Here is a 17,100-nt window from a genome sequence, read left to right as displayed (position 1 = left end):
CCAGGATCGCGCCGTCCATCTGCGCAGCACCGGTGATCATGTTTTTCACATAGTCGGCGTGGCCTGGGCAGTCAACGTGCGCATAGTGGCGAGTCGGGGTTTCATATTCAACGTGAGAAGTGTTGATGGTGATACCACGTGCTTTCTCTTCTGGCGCTTTATCGATCTCGTCGAACTTGCTTGCTTTACCACCGTAGGTTTTAGCCAGAACGGTAGTGATTGCTGCAGTTAGGGTGGTTTTACCGTGGTCGACGTGACCGATGGTGCCCACGTTTACGTGCAGTTTGTTACGCTGAAATTGCTCTTTCGCCATGGCGATAATTCCTTACGTTGTGCCTTCATGAGTCATGAAGGCATCAGTTCACAATTTTTAAACCGTAGCTTATTTGCTACGAGCTTCAATAACGGCCTGAGCGACGTTGTTCGGCGCATCATCGTACTTCAGGAACTCCATGGAGTAAGAAGCACGGCCTTTGGTCAGAGAACGCAGCTGGGTTGCATATCCGAACATTTCAGACAGCGGAACTTCAGCATGGATCTGAACGCCAGTAGCGTTAGATTCCTGTCCTTTGAGCATACCACGACGACGGCTAAGGTCACCGATAACGTCACCGGTGTTCTCTTCCGGAGTCTCTACTTCAACCTTCATGATTGGCTCAAGCAGCACAGGTTGTGCTTTCTTAAAGCCATCTTTAAAGGCCAAAGAAGCAGCCAGTTTAAACGCCAGCTCAGAGGAGTCGACATCATGGTATGAACCGAAGTGCAGACGAACACCCAGGTCTACTACCGGATAACCGGCCAGAGGACCTGACTTCAGCTGCTCCTGGAGGCCTTTATCAACCGCAGGGATGTATTCAGTTGGAATCACACCGCCTTTGATATCGTTGACAAATTCGTAGCCTTTCGGGTTAACGCCCGGCTCCAGTGGGTACATGTCGATAACAACATGACCGTACTGACCACGACCACCAGACTGCTTGGCGTGTTTACCTTCGATATCGGTAACTTTCGCGCGAATTGCTTCACGGTAAGCAACCTGAGGTTTACCGACGTTCGCTTCAACGTTGAATTCACGCTTCATGCGGTCAACGATGATGTCGAGGTGCAGCTCACCCATACCAGCGATGATGGTCTGGTTGGTTTCTTCATCAGTCCAAACACGGAATGATGGATCTTCCTTCGCCAGACGACCCAGAGCCAGACCCATTTTTTCCTGGTCAGCTTTGGTTTTCGGCTCAACGGCGATAGAGATTACCGGCTCAGGGAATTCCATACGCTCAAGAATGATGACGTTGTCTGGGTCACACAGGGTGTCACCAGTAGTCACGTCTTTCAAACCGATCGCTGCGGCGATATCGCCCGCACGAACTTCTTTGATCTCTTCACGTTTGTTAGCGTGCATCTGAACGATACGGCCCAGACGCTCACGGTTTGACTTAACCGGGTTGAACACGGTGTCACCAGTGTTAACAACACCAGAGTAAACGCGGAAGAAGGTCAGGTTACCAACAAACGGGTCGGTAGCAATTTTGAACGCCAGTGCAGCAAACGGCTCTTTGTCATCGGAATGACGCTCAGCCGGGGTGTCTTTACCGTCGTCCAGCATACCGTTAATCGCGGTAACGTCAGTCGGTGCTGGCAGGTATTCAACTACCGCATCCAGCATCGCCTGAACACCTTTGTTCTTAAATGCAGAACCACAGGTAACCAGGATGATTTCGTTTTTCAGAACGCGCTTACGCAGAGAAGTTTTGATCTCTTCTTCTGTCAGCTCTTCACCGCCGAAGAATTTCTCCATCAGCTCGTCAGAACCTTCAGCTGCGGCTTCAACCAGATTCGCACGCCACTCTTCAGCCAGTTCCTGCATATCAGCTGGGATATCTTCGTAAACGAAGGTAACGCCCTGATCGGCATCGTTCCAGTTGATCGCTTTCATTTTCACCAGGTCAACAACACCGGTGAAGCCTTCTTCTGCGCCGATAGCCAGCTGAAGTGGAACTGGGTTTGCACCCAAGCGCACTTTCATCTGGTCAACAACTTTCAGGAAGTTAGCACCCATGCGGTCCATTTTGTTAACGAACGCGATACGTGGAACTTTATATTTGTTAGCCTGGCGCCATACGGTTTCAGACTGTGGCTGAACACCACCAACTGCACAGTAAACCATTACTGCGCCATCAAGCACACGCATAGAACGCTCAACTTCGATGGTGAAGTCAACGTGTCCCGGGGTGTCGATGATGTTTACGTGGTGTGGTTCAAACTGCTTAGCCATACCAGACCAGAAACAGGTAGTTGCAGCAGACGTGATGGTAATACCACGTTCCTGCTCCTGCTCCATCCAGTCCATGGTTGCTGCGCCGTCATGTACTTCACCGATTTTGTGGTTTACACCGGTGTAGAACAGAACACGTTCGGTAGTTGTAGTCTTACCGGCGTCGATGTGGGCACTGATACCAATGTTACGGTAGCGCTCAATGGGTGTTTTACGAGCCATTTGATTCCTCTGATTCTTAGACGTTCTAAGTTAAAAAAGCCCAGCAGGTGAGTCACTGGGACGCCCGCTGGGTTAATAACAACTACGTTGCTGTTACCAGCGGTAGTGTGCGAACGCCTTGTTGGCTTCAGCCATGCGGTGAACGTCTTCACGTTTCTTAACTGCAGTACCTTTGTTTTCTGCAGCATCAGAAAGTTCGTTCGCCAGGCGGAGAGCCATAGATTTATCACCGCGTTTACGAGCAGCTTCTACGATCCAACGCATTGCCAGGGCATTACGACGAACCGGACGGACTTCAACTGGAACCTGGTAGGTAGAACCACCAACGCGACGTGACTTAACTTCGACAGTCGGACGTACGTTTTCGAGAGCAACCTCGAACGCTTCCAGGCCATCTTTACCAGCGCGTTGAGCCAGGGTATCAAGCGCGGTATAGACGATAGATTCAGCAGTAGATTTTTTACCATCTACCATCAGGATATTTACAAATTTAGCCAGCAGCTCTGATCCGAACTTAGGATCCGGCAGAATTTTACGCTGACCAATGACGCGACGACGTGGCATGGAAATACTCCGTTGTTAATTCAGGATTGTCCAAAACTCTACGAGTTTAGTTTGACATTTAAGTTAAAACGTTTGGCCTTACTTAACGGAGAACCATTAAGCCTTTGGCTTCTTCACGCCGTACTTGGAGCGTGACTGCTTACGGTCTTTAACACCTGAGCAGTCCAGCGCGCCACGGACGGTGTGGTAACGCACACCTGGCAAGTCTTTAACACGACCGCCACGAATCAGGATCACTGAGTGCTCCTGCAGGTTATGACCTTCACCGCCGATATAGGAGGTAACTTCAAAACCGTTAGTCAAACGCACACGGCAAACTTTACGCAGTGCTGAGTTTGGTTTTTTAGGGGTAGTGGTGTACACACGAGTACATACACCACGTTTCTGCGGGCAAGCTTCCAGCGCAGGCACGTTGCTCTTTGCAACTTTGCGTACGCGTGGTTTGCGAACCAGCTGGTTAACTGTTGCCATTAAATAGCTCCTGGGATTTAGCTTTTTGCTTCGTAAACACGTAATAAATCGCCTCGTATTACTACGAGGAGGCAGAATTTTAGGGCTGTGTCAAAAGGGTGTCAAGAAATAACCAGGTTTTCGCTCTTACCAGGCCACTTGTTGTTGATGCTTCGCCGTCAACGCAACGAAACCAGTATAGTCCAAACGTGCTACTTTGGTTGAAATTTGCTCAACCAGGCCGCGCGCCGCCACATCTTCTTCTAATACCCAAAGCGTGGCCGGCGATGCGCTCAGCTTAACTAACATCTGGCTGCCGGCCAGTGCTGCGGTCACGCCATCCTGTAATAAAAGCAGGTCGTCGCCTTCCTGTAATAGCAGCAGCAGGCTATCAATGTCGCATTGCCAGGGAGATTGCAGCAGCGTGTAGAGCATGATCGGTTCTCAGAATCGTATAATACGATGGTAGCTGGCTAGCTTCTCACGAAGCGACGAGGCATCAAGCACTTCTGCTGCCATCACGCGTTCGGCAGTCAGACTTTGCCCGCGCGCTAACAGGGAATCAGCACAAACAAAACACTGATCGATGTCGTAGAGTGCCAGCACGCCGAAGGTGGCGATATAGTTGCGCGCCAGGATCTTCTCGGGCTGCTGGTCACGATTAAGTTGCAGCACGCCATCACCAATAAAGAACAGACCGATATCTTCGCTTAACGCACCGGTCGCGAGAACCGCATCCAGCCCTTCCCTGCCCGCGCTGCTACCGTGCGGAGCCTGAGTAAACAGAAAAGCTACGCGATTCATCAGAATTGCACCAGACGATCGCAGCTGAGCGCGGCTTCCGCCAGTGCGCCCAAGCCGCTAAGTTCAAAACCCGGCTGCAAATTGCTACCCGCCAGTTGTAGACGCGTCGCTTCCTGTGCATCCGTTACGCCACGCCGTAACGCAGCGGCCACGCAGATGTTCAGTGCGGTGCCGCTCTCATCGCGCAGCCGCTGCCATTCACGCACCATATCGACTTCATCACTGGCCGGCGCGCTCAGTTGGTTAGCATTCAACACGCCTTCGCGATAAAAGAATACGCTTTCCAGCTGATGTCCCGCCTGCACTAGCGCACGAGCAAACATCAGCGCGCTGCTGGCATGTTGGGTGCCATATGCCGGTCCGGTGACCAGCAAGGTGTAGCGCATTAGCGATCCTGCCCCTGAAAATCGCCGCTTTTAAACTGGCGAATGTAGAGGTAAACCGTGTGCTTAGAGATATTGAGACGATCGGCCACCTGGTTGATCGCGTCTTTAATATCGAAAATGCCTTTCTCATACATATTGAGGACGATCTGACGATTCTTGGCATTATTAGAAACGTTACGGTCAGCGCTCACTTCTTCTATTGCGAACTCTAACGTCTGCATCACCAGATCTTCCACCGAGCTGGCAAAGTTAACGTTGGAGTCAACCTGCTGCATTTCCGGCGGCATAAAGGTCGACATAATCTGCGAGAACGGCACGTCGAGGTTCATGTTGATGCACAGCAAGCCAATGACGCGCTGCTGGCGATTACGAATCGCGATGGTGACAGATTTCATCAGCACGCCACTTTTCGCGCGCGTGAAGTAGGCCCTGGAAACATTGCTATCGGCGCCATGCATATCGTGCAGCATGCGCAGTGCCAAATCGGTAATCGGTGAACCCACTTTACGTCCGGTATGTTCGCCGTTAGCGATGCGCACCGCGGAACATTTCAAATCTTCCAGCGAGTGCAGCACGATTTCGCAGTGCGAGCCGATAAGCATCGCCAGACCATCAACGACAGCTTCGTAGGATTTGAGAATATCGTAATCAGCTTGTTCGAACGGACGTTGCTCCAGTAAATCGAAGTCAGTCAGTTCACCGGGATTGAATGGATTAGACATCGAAGACATTACCCTAAATGGCTGGAGCCTGTCTCGACAGCATTGGGGCAGACTCATATTGTGATAATTGTGCAGGCGCTAGTCTGGCAAATGTCATGGTCTTTAGCCAGACCTTTACTCTGTTCTCAGAAATAAAAACGCCGCCCGGAGGCGGCGTAATACAGCAAGTGCAAATTACTGCGCTTTCTGATCGGCAGCGACTGGCGCCTGCGCTTTCTCATCAGCTTTAGGCGCGGCTTTGATGTCGAGCAGTTCAACATCGAATACCAGCGTAGAGTTAGCTGGAATACCCGGAACGCCATTTTTGCCGTAAGCCAGGTTTGGTGGAATCACCAGCTTGATCTTACCGCCTTTCTTCACGTGCTTCAGACCTTCAGTCCAGCCAGGAATCACACCGTCAAGACGGAATGACAGCGGCTCGCCACGGGTATAAGAGTTATCGAACTCAGTACCGTCGATCAGCGTACCTTTGTAGTTTACTACCACAGTGTCGCTGTCTTTAGGCGCGCTACCGGTACCTTCTTTCTCTACCTGATACAGCAGACCCGATTCGGTTTTCTTCACGCCTTTTTCTTTAGCGAATTTGTCGGCGTAAGCTGAACCCTTATCGGAGTTCTCTTTCGCGTCTTTTTCCATCTTCGCCTGAGCGGCGCCTTTTACACGGCCTTCAAAGGCCTGCAGAGTTTGCTCAATCTCTTGGTCGGACAGTTTGCTCTTACCGCCAAATGCATCCTGAACACCTGCGATCAACTGATCTTTATCCAGTTTGATGCCCAGCTTCTCTTGTTCCTTCAGAGAGTTGTCCATGTAGCGACCAAGGGACGCACCAAGCGCATAAGCTGATTGCTGGTCTTCGTTTTTGAAAGCAGCATTCTTCGGTGCTTGCGGCGCGGCCTGAGCAGCGTCTGCTGGAGCAGCGGTAGTTTCTGCTGCCATTGCCAGCGGTGCATTCAGCGCGAAGGCCATGGTGGTAGCTAACAATGTGACTTTAAACAGTGAATTCATCCTTTCTCCAAAACCGAAGCCTCTCACCTCGGGAATCATTGCGGACTGAGGCCCACACTATAACTTTACGTGGCAGCGGCGAACACTCCCACAATGTAATTACCCGGTCAACCTCCGACCTTTTTTGCTTCAGGAAGTTTCATCAGAGATATAGGCGTTATGCGCCATTTCAATGTAGCGTGCCGCGTAAAGGTAAAATATCAGGTGATTCTGAAGCGAAAGGCCGTAGAATCACGCCCGAAACAGATTAACGCGCCGCACCGGAAGATGAGGAAAGATCATGCAGCAAACAGAATGGGAACAACGCCTTGAGGCGCTGGAGAGCAAGCTGGCTTTTCAGGAATACACCATCGATCAGCTCAATCAAACGGTGGTTCAGCATGAGCTGGAGATGATCAGACTGCGTGAGCAGGTCCGTCTGTTAGTGGATAAAGTAAAAGATAGTGCGCCGTCGATGATCGCCTCGCAATCAGAAGAAACACCCCCGCCGCATTATTAAAAAGAAAGGCCACCCGTAGGTGGCCTTGCCAGACATCACACCGCTTAGTGGCTGCAGCCGCAACCGCCAGTGCCACAGCCGCCCTGGCCGTGATCGTGACCATGGTCGTGGTCATGATCGTGATGATGACCATCCGCGCCATGCACGTGACCGTGCGCCAGCTCTTCTTCGGTCGCTGCGCGAATCGCGACAACTTCCACGTTGAAGTTCAGGTTCTGACCCGCCAGCATGTGGTTACCATCAACCACGACGTGCTCATCTTCAACTTCGGTGATTTCTACCGGTACTGGACCCTGATCGGTTTCTGCCAGGAAGCGCATGCCAACCTGCAGTTCGTCAACGCCCATAAACACGTCTTTTGGTACGCGCTGTACCAGGTTGTCATCGTACTGACCGTAAGCGTCATTTGCCGGAATATGCACGTCAAACTTATCGCCTACATCATGATTTTCCAGCGCTTTTTCCAGACCAGAAATCAGGGAACCATGACCGTGCAGATAGTCCAACGGTGCACTCACCGGTGACTCGTCAACCAACACACCGTCTTCGGTACGAACCTGATACGCCAGGCTCACCACCAGGTCTTTTGCTACTTTCATGATATCTCCTAACCGTTGAGAACTAAGATCCCGTCCCATTGGTCAATTTTGCGAGCAATAACCAACCAGAAAGGTTCAAGACTGAGGATGCCAACAAATGTGTTGCTGCATACTGCTCAGCGTTAATGGCGCCGATTGTAGCGGAATTCAATCCCGCTGTAAGTTCAAGCTTAAAAAAAGCTGAGCCATTGCGCTACTCAGGATGAAAAATGCCGATCACTTGCTCATTGCTGCGCACCTGATCGCGCACCTGCTTATCCGCTTCGCGCATTTGATGGCCGCACTCGACGCATTCCACCACATCAACATTGTTTTCACGCCACAACGCTAACGTGTCTTTCTCCTGGCAGTGCGGGCAAACCGCACCGGCAATAAATTGTTTACGCATACTGTTTCCTGCCGTCGTTAATGAACGGATATCTTAAGTGTAGCCCTACTCGTCATCCCAGCCGTCAATCTGGCGTTTTTCGTGCTGCATCTCGCGCTGGAAGATATCCTCCAGCTCACGTCGCGCCTCACGCACACGCGAAGCCTGCGCGTTGTCATCATGGCTTGGCACCAGTTCGCGCAGCATGCGCATATCCAGACGGCGGAAGTGTTGCTGCGCACGCTGCGCCTGGTGCGGATGCATCCCCAGCGTAATGAGCGCCTTGCGGCCCAACTCCAGCGCACTGGAGAAGGTCTCACGTGAGAACAGCGTAACGCCTGCCTGCAACAGTTCGTGTGCTTCAACACGGCCTCGGGCACGCGCCAGGATTTCCAGCTGCGGGAAGTGCTGCTGACACAGATGTACGATGGTCATCGAATCTTCCGGGTCATTACAGGTGATCACGATGGATTGCGCATTCTCCGCACCCGCCGCTCGCAGCAGCTCCAGTTCGGTGGCATCACCATAGTAAACCTTGTAGCCATATTTACGCATCAGGCTCACCGCAGAGATATCGCGCTCCAGCACCGTAATACGCTTGTTGTTCGCCATCAGCAAACGACCGACCACCTGACCAAAACGACCAAAGCCCACCACAATTACCTGCGGCCGATCGTCCTCAACAAAATGCTTCTCGGCATTCTCATCGGGCTCATTAAAGCGACGCGCCAGTAAACGGTCGATACCGTTCATCAGCAGCGGCGTGGTCATCATCGACAGTGTTACCGTCACCAGCAACAGCGGCATTTGGTCACCGCTAAACATTTTCGCCGATGACGCCGCAGAGAACAGCACAAAGGCAAATTCCCCGCCCTGGCTTAACACCCCGGCAAACTGCTGGCGCTCTGAACTGCGCAGGCCGTAAATACGACCCAGCACATACAGCACCAGCGTTTTCACCGTGACCAGAATCACCACGCCCAGCAAAATTTCAACAATGTGGGTGTAAAGTACGCCGAGATTCAGCGCCATACCTACCGAGATAAAGAACAGTCCAAGCAGCAGCCCTTTAAACGGTTCGATGGCCACTTCCAGCTCGTGGCGATACTCACTTTCCGCCAGCAGAATACCGGCGATAAAGGTACCCAGCGCCATCGACAGACCCAGCGCGTCCATAAACAGTGCCGAACCCAGCACCAGCAGCAGTGACGCCGCAGTAAACACCTCACGCACGCCGGATGCGGCGATAAAGCGCAGAATGGGACGCAGCAGATAGCGCCCACCCACCAGCATCCCGGCAAACGCCAGCACTTTCATGCCAATTTTCAACCAGTCAACGTGGCCGCTGTCGCCGCCCGCCAGCAGTGGCACCAGCGCCAACGCGGGAATCACCGCTAAATCCTGGAATAACAGCACCGAGAAGCCGAGCTGGCCAGATTCACTGCGGTTCATGCCTTTATCACGCATCAGCTGCAGCGCCATCGCCGTCGACGACATCGCCAGGCCAACCCCGCCAATCACCGCTGCCTGCCAGCTAAAGTCGGTTAGCCACAGTAATCCGCCCAGAATCGCCGCGGAAATCAGCACCTGGGCCGCGCCCACACCAAATATTGAACGGCGCAGCGACCAGAGTTTCGACGGGTTAAGTTCCAGGCCGATGATAAACATCAGGAACACCACGCCAAGTTCAGAGAAGTGTAGAATCTCCTCAACGTCGCTGATGAAACCCAAACCCCACGGGCCAATCGCGATACCCGCCAGCAAGTAGCCCAGCACCGCGCCAATGCCCAGGCGCGCCGCAATCGGCACAATTAGCACCGCCGCGACCAGATAAATAACGCCGGCCGTCAGTAACGTTTCCCCCTCCATCACACCCCTCCTTGCGGCAGCGGTGAAGCCAGCCAGTCGCCGTACGCCCGCGCAAAATTGCGCATCACTTCCGGCGTCTGCCGACGCGCCCAGTGAATCACCATCGGCGTCATCCAGTGCATGCGGCACATCTGCGCCGTGAGCTCAAACGGCCGCATGATGTCACTCATCGGATAGCGATTCAGGCCGCTATGGTGATAAGCCGCTTCCGGCTCACCGGTGGTCACCACGCTGCGCCAGTATTTGCCTTCCAGCGCATTACCATCAGGACCGCTGGCAAAACCGCGCGACAGCACGCGATCCAGCCACTCTTTCAGGAGCGCCGGGCAGCTGTAGGTATAAAGCGGATGTTGGAATACGATGATTTGGTGCTCGCGCAGCAGCTGCTGCTCATAGTGAATATCAATAAAAAAATCCGGATAGTGGGCGTATAAATCGTGCACCGTGACGTGGTCAAGTTCCATAGCCGACTGCAGCAAAACCCGATTAGCAATCGAATCCTGTGATTCCGGATGGGCGTAAAGCAGCAATATTTTAGGTGGCTGCGACATCGTTCCCCTCCAAAGCGTCGTCACGGCACAGGAATTCCGCTACCATGCTCGACGCAACAAATCATTCTCGAATTATGTTGCCGATAAATTAACATATTCTGACGATACGGCGCTTATGATTGTCTTTTCAGCATTACAAATTCGCCGCGGCACCAACGTGCTGCTGGATAACGCAACGGCTACCATTAACCCCGGCCAGAAAGTTGGCTTAGTGGGTAAAAACGGCTGCGGTAAATCGACGCTGCTGTCATTGCTGAAGGGCGAAATCAGCAGCGATGCAGGCAATGCCACTTTCCCCAGTAACTGGGCGCTGGCATGGGTCAATCAGGAAACCCCGGCGCTGAGTAAACCCGCGCTGGAGTATGTTATCGACGGCGACCGCGAATATCGTCAGCTTGAATCTGAATTAGCCGACGCCAATGCGCGCAACGATGGCAACGCCATCGCGCTGCTGCACGGCAGGCTGGATGCGATTCAGGCGTGGAGCATACCCGCTCGCGCCTCCAGTTTGTTGCACGGTTTGGGCTTTAGCCAGGAACAATTAATGCGGCCGGTAAGTGATTTTTCCGGTGGCTGGCGCATGCGCCTCAACCTTGCCCAGGCGCTGGTGTGCCGTTCCGATCTATTGCTGCTGGATGAACCCACCAACCACCTCGATCTTGACGCGGTAATCTGGCTGGAGCGCTGGCTGAAAAGCTACGAAGGCACGCTGGTGCTGATTTCGCACGACCGCGACTTCCTCGATCCGGTGGTCGATAAGATCATCCACATCGAACAACAGACGATGTTCGAATACACCGGCAACTACAGCTCGTTCGAACGCCAGCGCGGCGCCAAGCTGGCGCAGCAGCAAGCACTGTTCCAGAGCCAGCAAGAAAAAGTCGCACACCTGCAGAAGTATATCGATCGCTTCCGCGCTCAGGCGACCAAAGCTAAGCAGGCGCAGAGCCGCATTAAAATGCTGGAGCGCATGGAGCTGATTGCGCCCGCACATGTCGATAATCCGTTCAGCTTTAGCTTCCGCGCGCCGGAAAGCTTGCCCAATCCGTTGCTGAAGATGGAAAGGGTGACTGCGGGTTATGGCGAACGCATCATTCTCGACGCCATCAAACTCAACCTGGTGCCAGGTTCACGCATTGGCCTACTTGGTCGTAACGGCGCGGGTAAATCTACGCTGATTAAACTGTTAGCCGGTGAGCTTGAAGCGCTGGATGGCAAAGTCGGCCTGGCGAAAGGCATTAAACTCGGTTACTTCGCTCAGCATCAGCTGGAGTACCTGCGCGCTGATGAATCGCCACTGCAGCATTTGTCACGCATTGCGCCAAAAGTGCTCGAACAGCAGCTGCGCGACTATCTGGGTGGCTTCGGCTTCCAGGGCGATAAAGTTAGCGAAATCACCGAACGTTTTTCCGGTGGTGAGAAAGCGCGGCTGGTGCTGGCCCTGATTGTCTGGCAGCGCCCCAACCTGCTGCTGCTTGATGAACCGACTAACCATCTCGATCTCGATATGCGTCAGGCGCTGACCGAAGCGTTGATAGATTTCGAAGGCGCGCTGGTGGTGGTCTCGCACGATCGCCATTTATTGCGCGCCACCACCGACGATCTCTATCTGGTGCATGACGGCAAGGTCGATGTGTTTGAGGGCGATCTGGAGGATTACCAGCAGTGGCTGAGCGATCTACAGAAGCAGCAAGCCCAACAGGATGCCGCGCCGAAGCAGGATAACGGCAACAGCGCGCAGTCTCGCAAAGATCAGAAGCGCCGCGACGCCGAATTGCGTGCGCAAACCCAGCCGCTGCGTAAAGAGATCGAGAAGCTTGAGAAGCAGATGGCGAAGTGGCAGAGCCAGTTGAGCGATGCTGAAGCGCAATTGGCCGACAGCGCGATTTACGATCAGAGCCGCAAAGCCGATTTGAATGTGGCATTGCAGCGTCAGGCGGAGAGTAAGGCCGCGCTGGAAGAGGTCGAAATGGCGTGGCTGGATGCGCAGGAACAGCTGGAGCAGATGCTGGCACAGTGATGTACGACGCCCTCACCCCAGCCCTCTCCCGCAAGCGGTAGAGGGAGCCGATCGAGCATAAATTCAATACAGAGCACCACCTAAACATTCCCTCTCCCGCCCGCGGGAGAGGGTTAGGGTGAGGGCCAGCCTTAAACCGGCTTATCCCCCAACACCGTCGCGCGATGCATCACCCGCCGCGCCGGATAATAATCTGCATTCGCATAGTGCTGCGTTACGCGGTTATCCCAGATCGCCACATCATTCTCCTGCCAGCGCCAGCGCACCTGAAACTCCGGCTTCGCAGTGTGCCAGAACAGGAAGTTCAGAATCGCATCGCTCTCTTTCTCGCTCAGTCCCAGCAAGCGTGTGGTAAAACCTTCGTTCACAAACAACGCCTTGCGTCCACTGACCGGATGCGTACGAATCACCGGATGCTGCACCGGCGGATTCTTCGCAACCGCCTGCTGCCAGCGCTGATGCTCTTCCTCAGTTTTGCGGTATTTGTACTCCTGGAACGACTTCTTAAAGTCGTGCTCCGCCTGCAGCCCGTTCAACAGCTGTTTAAACGGCGCGGACAGCGCCTCATACGCCGCAATTCCGCTTGACCACAAAGTATCACCGCCGCTTGCTGGCAGCAGCTTCGAAGCTAGAATGGCAATCGCCGGCGGTGTTTCAATAAAGGTGACGTCGGTGTGCCAGTTGTCGTTGTCCGGCGGATTGTCCTGATGCGTATCCAGCACGATGATCTCCTCCACACCTTCCGCATGCGGATAGACCGGGTGAATATGCAGATCGCCAAAGCGAATCGCCAGTGCACGCTGCTGCTCCGGAGTAATCACCTGATTACGCAGGAAAAGCACCTGATGGCGCAGCAGGCCATGATAGAGCTGTTCAAACTGGGCATCGCTCAGCGGACGGCTGAGATCGACATCGCTAACCTGCGCCCCGATATTCGGGCCCAGAGCGGTAAAAGTAAGACGTTCGTTCATTGCTGTTCTCCATTCCAGGGCGTCAGTCGGCGCTGCAAGGCGCGCAGACCCAGTTCTAAGCTAAAGGCAATCAGGGCAATGACGGCGATCCCGGCCAGCACGACGTCGGTGGCAAGAAACTCACCGGCCGACTGCACCATAAAGCCCAGTCCACGCGTAGCGGCAATCAGTTCCGCTGCCACCAGCGTTGACCAACCGACACCCAGACCAATACGCAAGCCGGTGAGAATTTCCGGCAGCGCGCCAGGCAAAATCACAAAGCGCAGTAGCTGCCAGCGCGAGGCGCCTAACGCCTGCGCGGCACGAATCCGCACCTGCTGCGCATTCTTCACGCCGGCCAGCGTCGATAAAGTCACCGGTGCGAAAATCGCCAGATAAATCAGTAAAATTTTTGAGGTTTCGCCGATGCCAAACCAAATCACCATCAACGGTAAATAGGCCAGCGGTGGCACCGGGCGGTAGAGTTCAATGAGGGGATCAAGCAGGCCGCGAATCGCCGGGCTTAAGCCCATCGCAATGCCAACCGGAATGCCAATCAGCGCAGCAAAGAATAGCGCGACCAGCATACGCGCAAGGCTGGCAGCTAAGTGCTGCCATAAAGTGGCATCCATAAAGCCTTGCGGGCTGGCGATCAAGATCAGCTTTTGCAGTACCACCTGCGGCGGCGGTAAAAACAGCGGCGCAATTAAGCCCAGCGCCGTGATACCCCACCACAACAGCAGCAGTAAGCCAACGCTCAGCAAGCTGAGTGAGAACTGGCGGGAGAACGGCCAGCGCAGTCCACGACGACGCGTTTGGGTTTTCTCATCAATCACCGCACTCATATAAATGCCTCACGCTGGGAAAAGACCTGATTCAGTACATATTCACGCCGTTCAATAAACGCCGGATCGGATTTAATACTGCGGCACGGTTCTCCGGCGGCATAGCGCTGACCAAAATCGAGCTTTAGGCGTTCGACTACGCGGCCCGGCCCCGGCGATAGCAGCACCAGTTCGCTGGCGAGGAACACCGCCTCTTCAATGTCATGGGTGATCAGCAGAATCTGTTTGCCGGTATCACGCCACAGCGTCAACAGCAGGGTTTGCATCTGTTCACGGGTAAACGCATCCAGCGCGCCAAACGGCTCATCTAACAGCAGCAACTGAGGATCAGCCGCCAGCGCACGCGCTATGCCCACGCGCTGACGTTGACCCCCAGAGAGCTGCCAGATAAAACGCTGCTCTGCACCTTCCAGTCCTACTTTGCGGATTAAACGACGTGCAATGGTATAGCGTTCCGCTTTCGCCATGCCCGCCAGTTGCAAACCGAACGCAACGTTATCAATCACGTTGCGCCACGGCAGCAATCCTTCATGTTGAAATACTACGCCGCGCTCAGCGCCCGGCCCTTGCACCGCTTTGCCATCCAGCGTGATGCTGCCGGATTCCAGCGGCAGAAAGCCGGCGATTAAGTTCAGCAGCGTGGTTTTGCCACAGCCGGATGGCCCCAACACCACCAGCAGATCGCGGCTGCCCAGCTGCAAGTTAATGTCCTGCAGCGCGGGTTGACCGGCGTAACGCGCATTGAGGTTGGTGATGTTGAGCATACGGCCTCCGGTTATTTCGCTAAGGGTGCAACGAATCGCGTGGTGACGAAGCTGCTGTAATCGTTGTCCGCTTCCGGCACTTTGCCCTGCTCTTTCAGGAAGTTTGCGGTATCAACAATCGCTTTGTTCACCGGCTTGCCGAGCTGCTCGACCTGCTGTTGCGCCGTCAGGTAAGTGTTGCCTTTCACCAGCACTGGCACATCCGCTTCCGGCACACCGCTCAGGCGCGCCAGCTTGCTCAGATTATCTGACTGCTTCAGCCATTGATCAGGATTGGCGATATAAACCTGCTGTGCTTCTACGGCGCTGCGGGCAAACGCGGTGACGATTTCCGGGTGCTGCTGCGCGAAGTCTTTACGCACGACCCATACGTCCAGCGTCGGCGCGCCCCATTTACCCACCTGTGAGGAGTCGGTCAGCACATTGCCGTCTTTCTCCAGCTCATTCACTGCCGGAGACCACACGTAGGCGCCATCAATATCGCCACGCTTCCAGGCGGCAATAATCGCCGGTGGCTGCAGGTTAACTAGCGTCACCTGGGAAGGTTTAATACCCCAATGCTTTAGCGCCGCGAGGAAACTGTAATGGGTGGTAGAGATGAACGGCACGGCGATGCGCTTGCCGATCAGGTCTTTAGGGTCCTTGATGGTTTTCTTCACCACCAGCGCTTCAGAGTTGCCCAGCTGTGAGGCGAGCAGGAAAGCTTCAATCGGCAGCTTTTGCGTGGCGGCCACGGCCAGCGGACTGGAACCGATATTACCGATCTGGACGTCGCCCGACGCCAGTGCACGCAGCACGCTGGCACCGCTATCGAATTTACGCCAGTCCACGGTGGCACCGCTCTCTTTGGCGAAAGTGTTATCCGCCTGCGCCACTTTGGCCGGTTCAGCCGAGGTTTGATACGCCACGGTCACGTTGACCGCCTGCGCCTGGAACGCCATCAGGGCCAGAGCCGCTGCGACTGCCGTTATTGTTTTTTTCACTGCCATCATCGTTCACCCCAATGTGTTTTTGTGGTGGCAGTTTCTCCAGCAGCAGTAATTTCATAAAGGAATTAAAAATTATCCCTAATGACGATCCGTTCTTAGATCAACATTGGGCAAGGCTATGCAAAAAGTGCAAATGGAAAGAACCGGTAAATCGGTAAATATGTCACGCGCTCACAATAGGACTGTGATATTGATAGACTTCTCATTTTTCACCCCTCTACTAACGGTCCCAAATCCATGTCGATTGAGAAAGTCGCGCATTTAGCTGGCGTGTCAAAAGCCACAGTTTCACGGGTTTTGAATCACAATCCGGGTGTGCGTCCGGATACGCGTGCCAAAGTGCTGGCGGCGATCGACATCTGCGACTATCAACCCAATTTGCTGGCGCGCCAGTTACGTACTGCTCAAAGCCATATGCTGCTGGTGCTGATTCCTGACATCACTAATCCGTTCTGCTCGCGCGTGGTTCAGGGCATTGAGGCAGAAGCTGAAGCGCAGGGTTATCACATTCTGCTGTGTAACTCAGGATCACAGCTGCGGCGCGAAGCGGCCTATATTGCGCTCCTCACCGGTAAAGTCGTGGATGGCGTGATCACCATGGATGCCGCCGGCTGTTTGCAGGAATTGAAGGAGCTGATTGGCGACGCGCCTTGGGTGCAATGTGCCGAATACGATCCGTCAATCGAGGCCTCCAGCGTGGCGATTGATAATAAAGAAGCGGCGTTTGAAACCGTGCGTTATCTGGCGGGCAAAGGCCGTCGCCGCATTGCGCTGGTCAACTGTGATATGCGCTACCTCTATTCACATCAGCGCGAAGAGGGTTATCGCGATGCGCTGGAACAGCTGGAACTAAACTGGGGCAGCGTAGCGTACGCCGAGAATATTACCTGCGAGGCCGGCAGCGCGGCGTTGCGCGAACTGCTGGCGCAGTCAGAACCGCCCGATGCGGTGTTTGCGGTATCGGATGTATTGGCAGTGGGCGTAATACACGCAGCGCTGGAAGCGGGTTTGCGCGTGCCGGAAGATTTAGCGGTAGTAGGATTTGATGGCATTAACTTTACCAGCAGCCTGAATCCACCGCTGACCACCATTGAGCAGCCGATGAATCGCATGGGCGCGCGCAGCGTACAACTGCTGCTGCAGCGCATTCGTCAGCCAAACTCAGCGATGGTGCATGAAGTATTGCCCTGGAAGCGCGTCGAGCGCGCTTCCAGTTAAC

The 17,100-nt window shown here is 54.2% G+C and carries 20 protein-coding genes; 3 read left to right on the top strand and 17 right to left on the bottom strand.

All coding sequences use genetic code 11. From position 1 onward, the window contains the following. From AC790_RS12335 to fkpA, 9 genes are all read right to left on the bottom strand, one after another. Positions 1-313 (bottom strand): GTP-binding protein (locus tag AC790_RS12335; RefSeq protein WP_235440706.1); only part of this gene is annotated, 313 nt, incomplete at its 3' end. 69 nt (positions 314-382) lie between these two features. Continuing rightward, positions 383-2,497: an elongation factor G gene (gene fusA / locus AC790_RS12330; protein WP_007886247.1), complete on the bottom strand. Its 2,115-nt coding sequence runs from the start codon at positions 2,495-2,497 to the stop codon at positions 383-385. A gap of 93 nt (positions 2,498-2,590) precedes the next feature. After that, complete coding sequence (gene rpsG, locus AC790_RS12325) at positions 2,591-3,061, bottom strand: 30S ribosomal protein S7 (protein WP_007886246.1); 471 nt, start codon at positions 3,059-3,061, stop codon at positions 2,591-2,593. Between the two features lie 96 nt (positions 3,062-3,157). Next, on the bottom strand, positions 3,158-3,532 hold the full coding sequence (gene rpsL / locus AC790_RS12320) for a 30S ribosomal protein S12 (RefSeq protein ID WP_006120575.1): 375 nt from the start codon (positions 3,530-3,532) through the stop codon (positions 3,158-3,160). Positions 3,533-3,658: 126 nt separating this feature from the next. Next, complete coding sequence (gene tusB / locus AC790_RS12315; protein WP_007886244.1) at positions 3,659-3,946, bottom strand: sulfurtransferase complex subunit TusB; 288 nt, start codon at positions 3,944-3,946, stop codon at positions 3,659-3,661. Between the two features lie 9 nt (positions 3,947-3,955). Further along, positions 3,956-4,315 carry a sulfurtransferase complex subunit TusC gene (gene tusC, locus AC790_RS12310; RefSeq protein ID WP_007886242.1) on the bottom strand — a complete coding sequence of 120 codons (360 nt, stop codon included), beginning with the start codon at positions 4,313-4,315 and terminating at the stop codon, positions 3,956-3,958. After that, positions 4,315-4,701 carry a sulfurtransferase complex subunit TusD gene (gene tusD, locus AC790_RS12305; RefSeq protein ID WP_049851964.1) on the bottom strand — a complete coding sequence of 129 codons (387 nt, stop codon included), beginning with the start codon at positions 4,699-4,701 and terminating at the stop codon, positions 4,315-4,317. Before tusD ends, tusC begins: the two co-directional genes overlap by 1 nt. After that, the gene (locus tag AC790_RS12300; protein ID WP_007886240.1) at positions 4,701-5,423 is read right to left on the bottom strand and encodes a transcriptional regulator; all 723 of its coding nucleotides are present in this window, start codon (positions 5,421-5,423) and stop codon (positions 4,701-4,703) included. The genes tusD and AC790_RS12300 overlap by 1 nt, the downstream gene beginning before the upstream one ends. A gap of 174 nt (positions 5,424-5,597) precedes the next feature. Further along, positions 5,598-6,428 carry an FKBP-type peptidyl-prolyl cis-trans isomerase gene (gene fkpA / locus AC790_RS12295; RefSeq protein ID WP_049851963.1) on the bottom strand — a complete coding sequence of 277 codons (831 nt, stop codon included), beginning with the start codon at positions 6,426-6,428 and terminating at the stop codon, positions 5,598-5,600. Positions 6,429-6,708: 280 nt separating this feature from the next. On the opposite strand from fkpA, the gene AC790_RS12290 reads away from it, so the two are divergent. After that, the gene (locus AC790_RS12290) at positions 6,709-6,927 is read left to right on the top strand and encodes a protein SlyX (RefSeq protein WP_007886237.1); all 219 of its coding nucleotides are present in this window, start codon (positions 6,709-6,711) and stop codon (positions 6,925-6,927) included. A 44-nt stretch (positions 6,928-6,971) separates the two neighbouring features. On the opposite strand, the gene slyD is transcribed toward AC790_RS12290, so the two are convergent. From slyD to kefG, 4 genes are all read right to left on the bottom strand, one after another. Further along, a complete protein-coding gene (slyD, locus tag AC790_RS12285; protein WP_049851962.1) occupies positions 6,972-7,526 on the bottom strand; it encodes a peptidylprolyl isomerase in 555 nt (184 codons plus the stop codon). Between the two features lie 193 nt (positions 7,527-7,719). Beyond that, positions 7,720-7,914, bottom strand: coding sequence for a YheV family putative zinc ribbon protein (locus tag AC790_RS12280; protein ID WP_007892203.1), 195 nt, complete (start codon positions 7,912-7,914; stop codon positions 7,720-7,722). A 45-nt stretch (positions 7,915-7,959) separates the two neighbouring features. After that, the gene (kefB, locus tag AC790_RS12275; protein ID WP_049851961.1) at positions 7,960-9,762 is read right to left on the bottom strand and encodes a glutathione-regulated potassium-efflux system protein KefB; all 1,803 of its coding nucleotides are present in this window, start codon (positions 9,760-9,762) and stop codon (positions 7,960-7,962) included. Then, positions 9,762-10,313, bottom strand: coding sequence for a glutathione-regulated potassium-efflux system ancillary protein KefG (gene kefG / locus AC790_RS12270; protein ID WP_007892205.1), 552 nt, complete (start codon positions 10,311-10,313; stop codon positions 9,762-9,764). Before kefG ends, kefB begins: the two co-directional genes overlap by 1 nt. Positions 10,314-10,428: 115 nt before the next feature. On the opposite strand from kefG, the gene AC790_RS12265 reads away from it, so the two are divergent. Beyond that, entirely contained in the window at positions 10,429-12,333 is a 1,905-nt protein-coding gene (locus tag AC790_RS12265; protein ID WP_036621953.1) for an ABC transporter ATP-binding protein, read from the top strand. A gap of 131 nt (positions 12,334-12,464) precedes the next feature. On the opposite strand, the gene tauD is transcribed toward AC790_RS12265, so the two are convergent. From tauD to tauA, 4 genes are read right to left on the bottom strand one after another with little or no spacing between them, the layout of a single operon-like run. Beyond that, on the bottom strand, positions 12,465-13,304 hold the full coding sequence (gene tauD / locus AC790_RS12260; RefSeq protein WP_049851960.1) for a taurine dioxygenase: 840 nt from the start codon (positions 13,302-13,304) through the stop codon (positions 12,465-12,467). Then, positions 13,301-14,128: a taurine ABC transporter permease TauC gene (tauC, locus tag AC790_RS12255; RefSeq protein WP_007892209.1), complete on the bottom strand. Its 828-nt coding sequence runs from the start codon at positions 14,126-14,128 to the stop codon at positions 13,301-13,303. Before tauC ends, tauD begins: the two co-directional genes overlap by 4 nt. Next, positions 14,125-14,892, bottom strand: coding sequence for a taurine ABC transporter ATP-binding subunit (gene tauB / locus AC790_RS12250; protein ID WP_049851959.1), 768 nt, complete (start codon positions 14,890-14,892; stop codon positions 14,125-14,127). Before tauB ends, tauC begins: the two co-directional genes overlap by 4 nt. An 11-nt stretch (positions 14,893-14,903) precedes the next feature. Then, positions 14,904-15,884 (bottom strand): taurine ABC transporter substrate-binding protein, encoded by a 981-nt coding sequence (gene tauA / locus AC790_RS12245; protein ID WP_049851958.1) that lies wholly within the window; start codon positions 15,882-15,884, stop codon positions 14,904-14,906. A 234-nt stretch (positions 15,885-16,118) separates the two neighbouring features. Here tauA and AC790_RS12240 point away from each other — a divergent pair, with 234 nt between their 5' ends. Then, the gene (locus AC790_RS12240; RefSeq protein ID WP_049851957.1) at positions 16,119-17,099 is read left to right on the top strand and encodes a LacI family DNA-binding transcriptional regulator; all 981 of its coding nucleotides are present in this window, start codon (positions 16,119-16,121) and stop codon (positions 17,097-17,099) included. Position 17,100: the final 1 nt, after the last annotated feature.

Origin of the sequence: Pantoea sp. RIT-PI-b (assembly GCF_001187905.1) — a bacterium.
Lineage (GTDB): Bacteria > Pseudomonadota > Gammaproteobacteria > Enterobacterales > Enterobacteriaceae > Pantoea > Pantoea nemavictus.
Note: the sequence above shows the minus strand (reverse complement) of the source record. Positions and strands in the feature narration are given on the sequence as shown.

Excerpts from the sequence above, each read along its gene's own strand:
- fkpA (WP_049851963.1), bottom strand. The coding sequence starts at position 6,428 with ATGAATTCACTGTTTAAAGTCACATTGTTAGCTACCACCATGGCCTTC.
- AC790_RS12240 (WP_049851957.1), top strand. The coding sequence starts at position 16,119 with ATGTCGATTGAGAAAGTCGCGCATTTAGCTGGCGTGTCAAAAGCCACA.
- rpsL (WP_006120575.1), bottom strand. The coding sequence starts at position 3,532 with ATGGCAACAGTTAACCAGCTGGTTCGCAAACCACGCGTACGCAAAGTT.
- slyD (WP_049851962.1), bottom strand. The coding sequence starts at position 7,526 with ATGAAAGTAGCAAAAGACCTGGTGGTGAGCCTGGCGTATCAGGTTCGT.
- fusA (WP_007886247.1), bottom strand. The coding sequence starts at position 2,497 with ATGGCTCGTAAAACACCCATTGAGCGCTACCGTAACATTGGTATCAGT.
- tusD (WP_049851964.1), bottom strand. The coding sequence starts at position 4,701 with ATGCGCTACACCTTGCTGGTCACCGGACCGGCATATGGCACCCAACAT.
- tauC (WP_007892209.1), bottom strand. The coding sequence starts at position 14,128 with ATGAGTGCGGTGATTGATGAGAAAACCCAAACGCGTCGTCGTGGACTG.
- AC790_RS12265 (WP_036621953.1), top strand. The coding sequence starts at position 10,429 with ATGATTGTCTTTTCAGCATTACAAATTCGCCGCGGCACCAACGTGCTG.
- AC790_RS12290 (WP_007886237.1), top strand. The coding sequence starts at position 6,709 with ATGCAGCAAACAGAATGGGAACAACGCCTTGAGGCGCTGGAGAGCAAG.
- AC790_RS12280 (WP_007892203.1), bottom strand. The coding sequence starts at position 7,914 with ATGCGTAAACAATTTATTGCCGGTGCGGTTTGCCCGCACTGCCAGGAG.
- rpsG (WP_007886246.1), bottom strand. The coding sequence starts at position 3,061 with ATGCCACGTCGTCGCGTCATTGGTCAGCGTAAAATTCTGCCGGATCCT.
- tauD (WP_049851960.1), bottom strand. The coding sequence starts at position 13,304 with ATGAACGAACGTCTTACTTTTACCGCTCTGGGCCCGAATATCGGGGCG.
- kefG (WP_007892205.1), bottom strand. The coding sequence starts at position 10,313 with ATGTCGCAGCCACCTAAAATATTGCTGCTTTACGCCCATCCGGAATCA.
- tauA (WP_049851958.1), bottom strand. The coding sequence starts at position 15,884 with ATGATGGCAGTGAAAAAAACAATAACGGCAGTCGCAGCGGCTCTGGCC.
- tusC (WP_007886242.1), bottom strand. The coding sequence starts at position 4,315 with ATGAATCGCGTAGCTTTTCTGTTTACTCAGGCTCCGCACGGTAGCAGC.
- AC790_RS12300 (WP_007886240.1), bottom strand. The coding sequence starts at position 5,423 with ATGTCTAATCCATTCAATCCCGGTGAACTGACTGACTTCGATTTACTG.
- tauB (WP_049851959.1), bottom strand. The coding sequence starts at position 14,892 with ATGCTCAACATCACCAACCTCAATGCGCGTTACGCCGGTCAACCCGCG.
- tusB (WP_007886244.1), bottom strand. The coding sequence starts at position 3,946 with ATGCTCTACACGCTGCTGCAATCTCCCTGGCAATGCGACATTGATAGC.
- kefB (WP_049851961.1), bottom strand. The coding sequence starts at position 9,762 with ATGGAGGGGGAAACGTTACTGACGGCCGGCGTTATTTATCTGGTCGCG.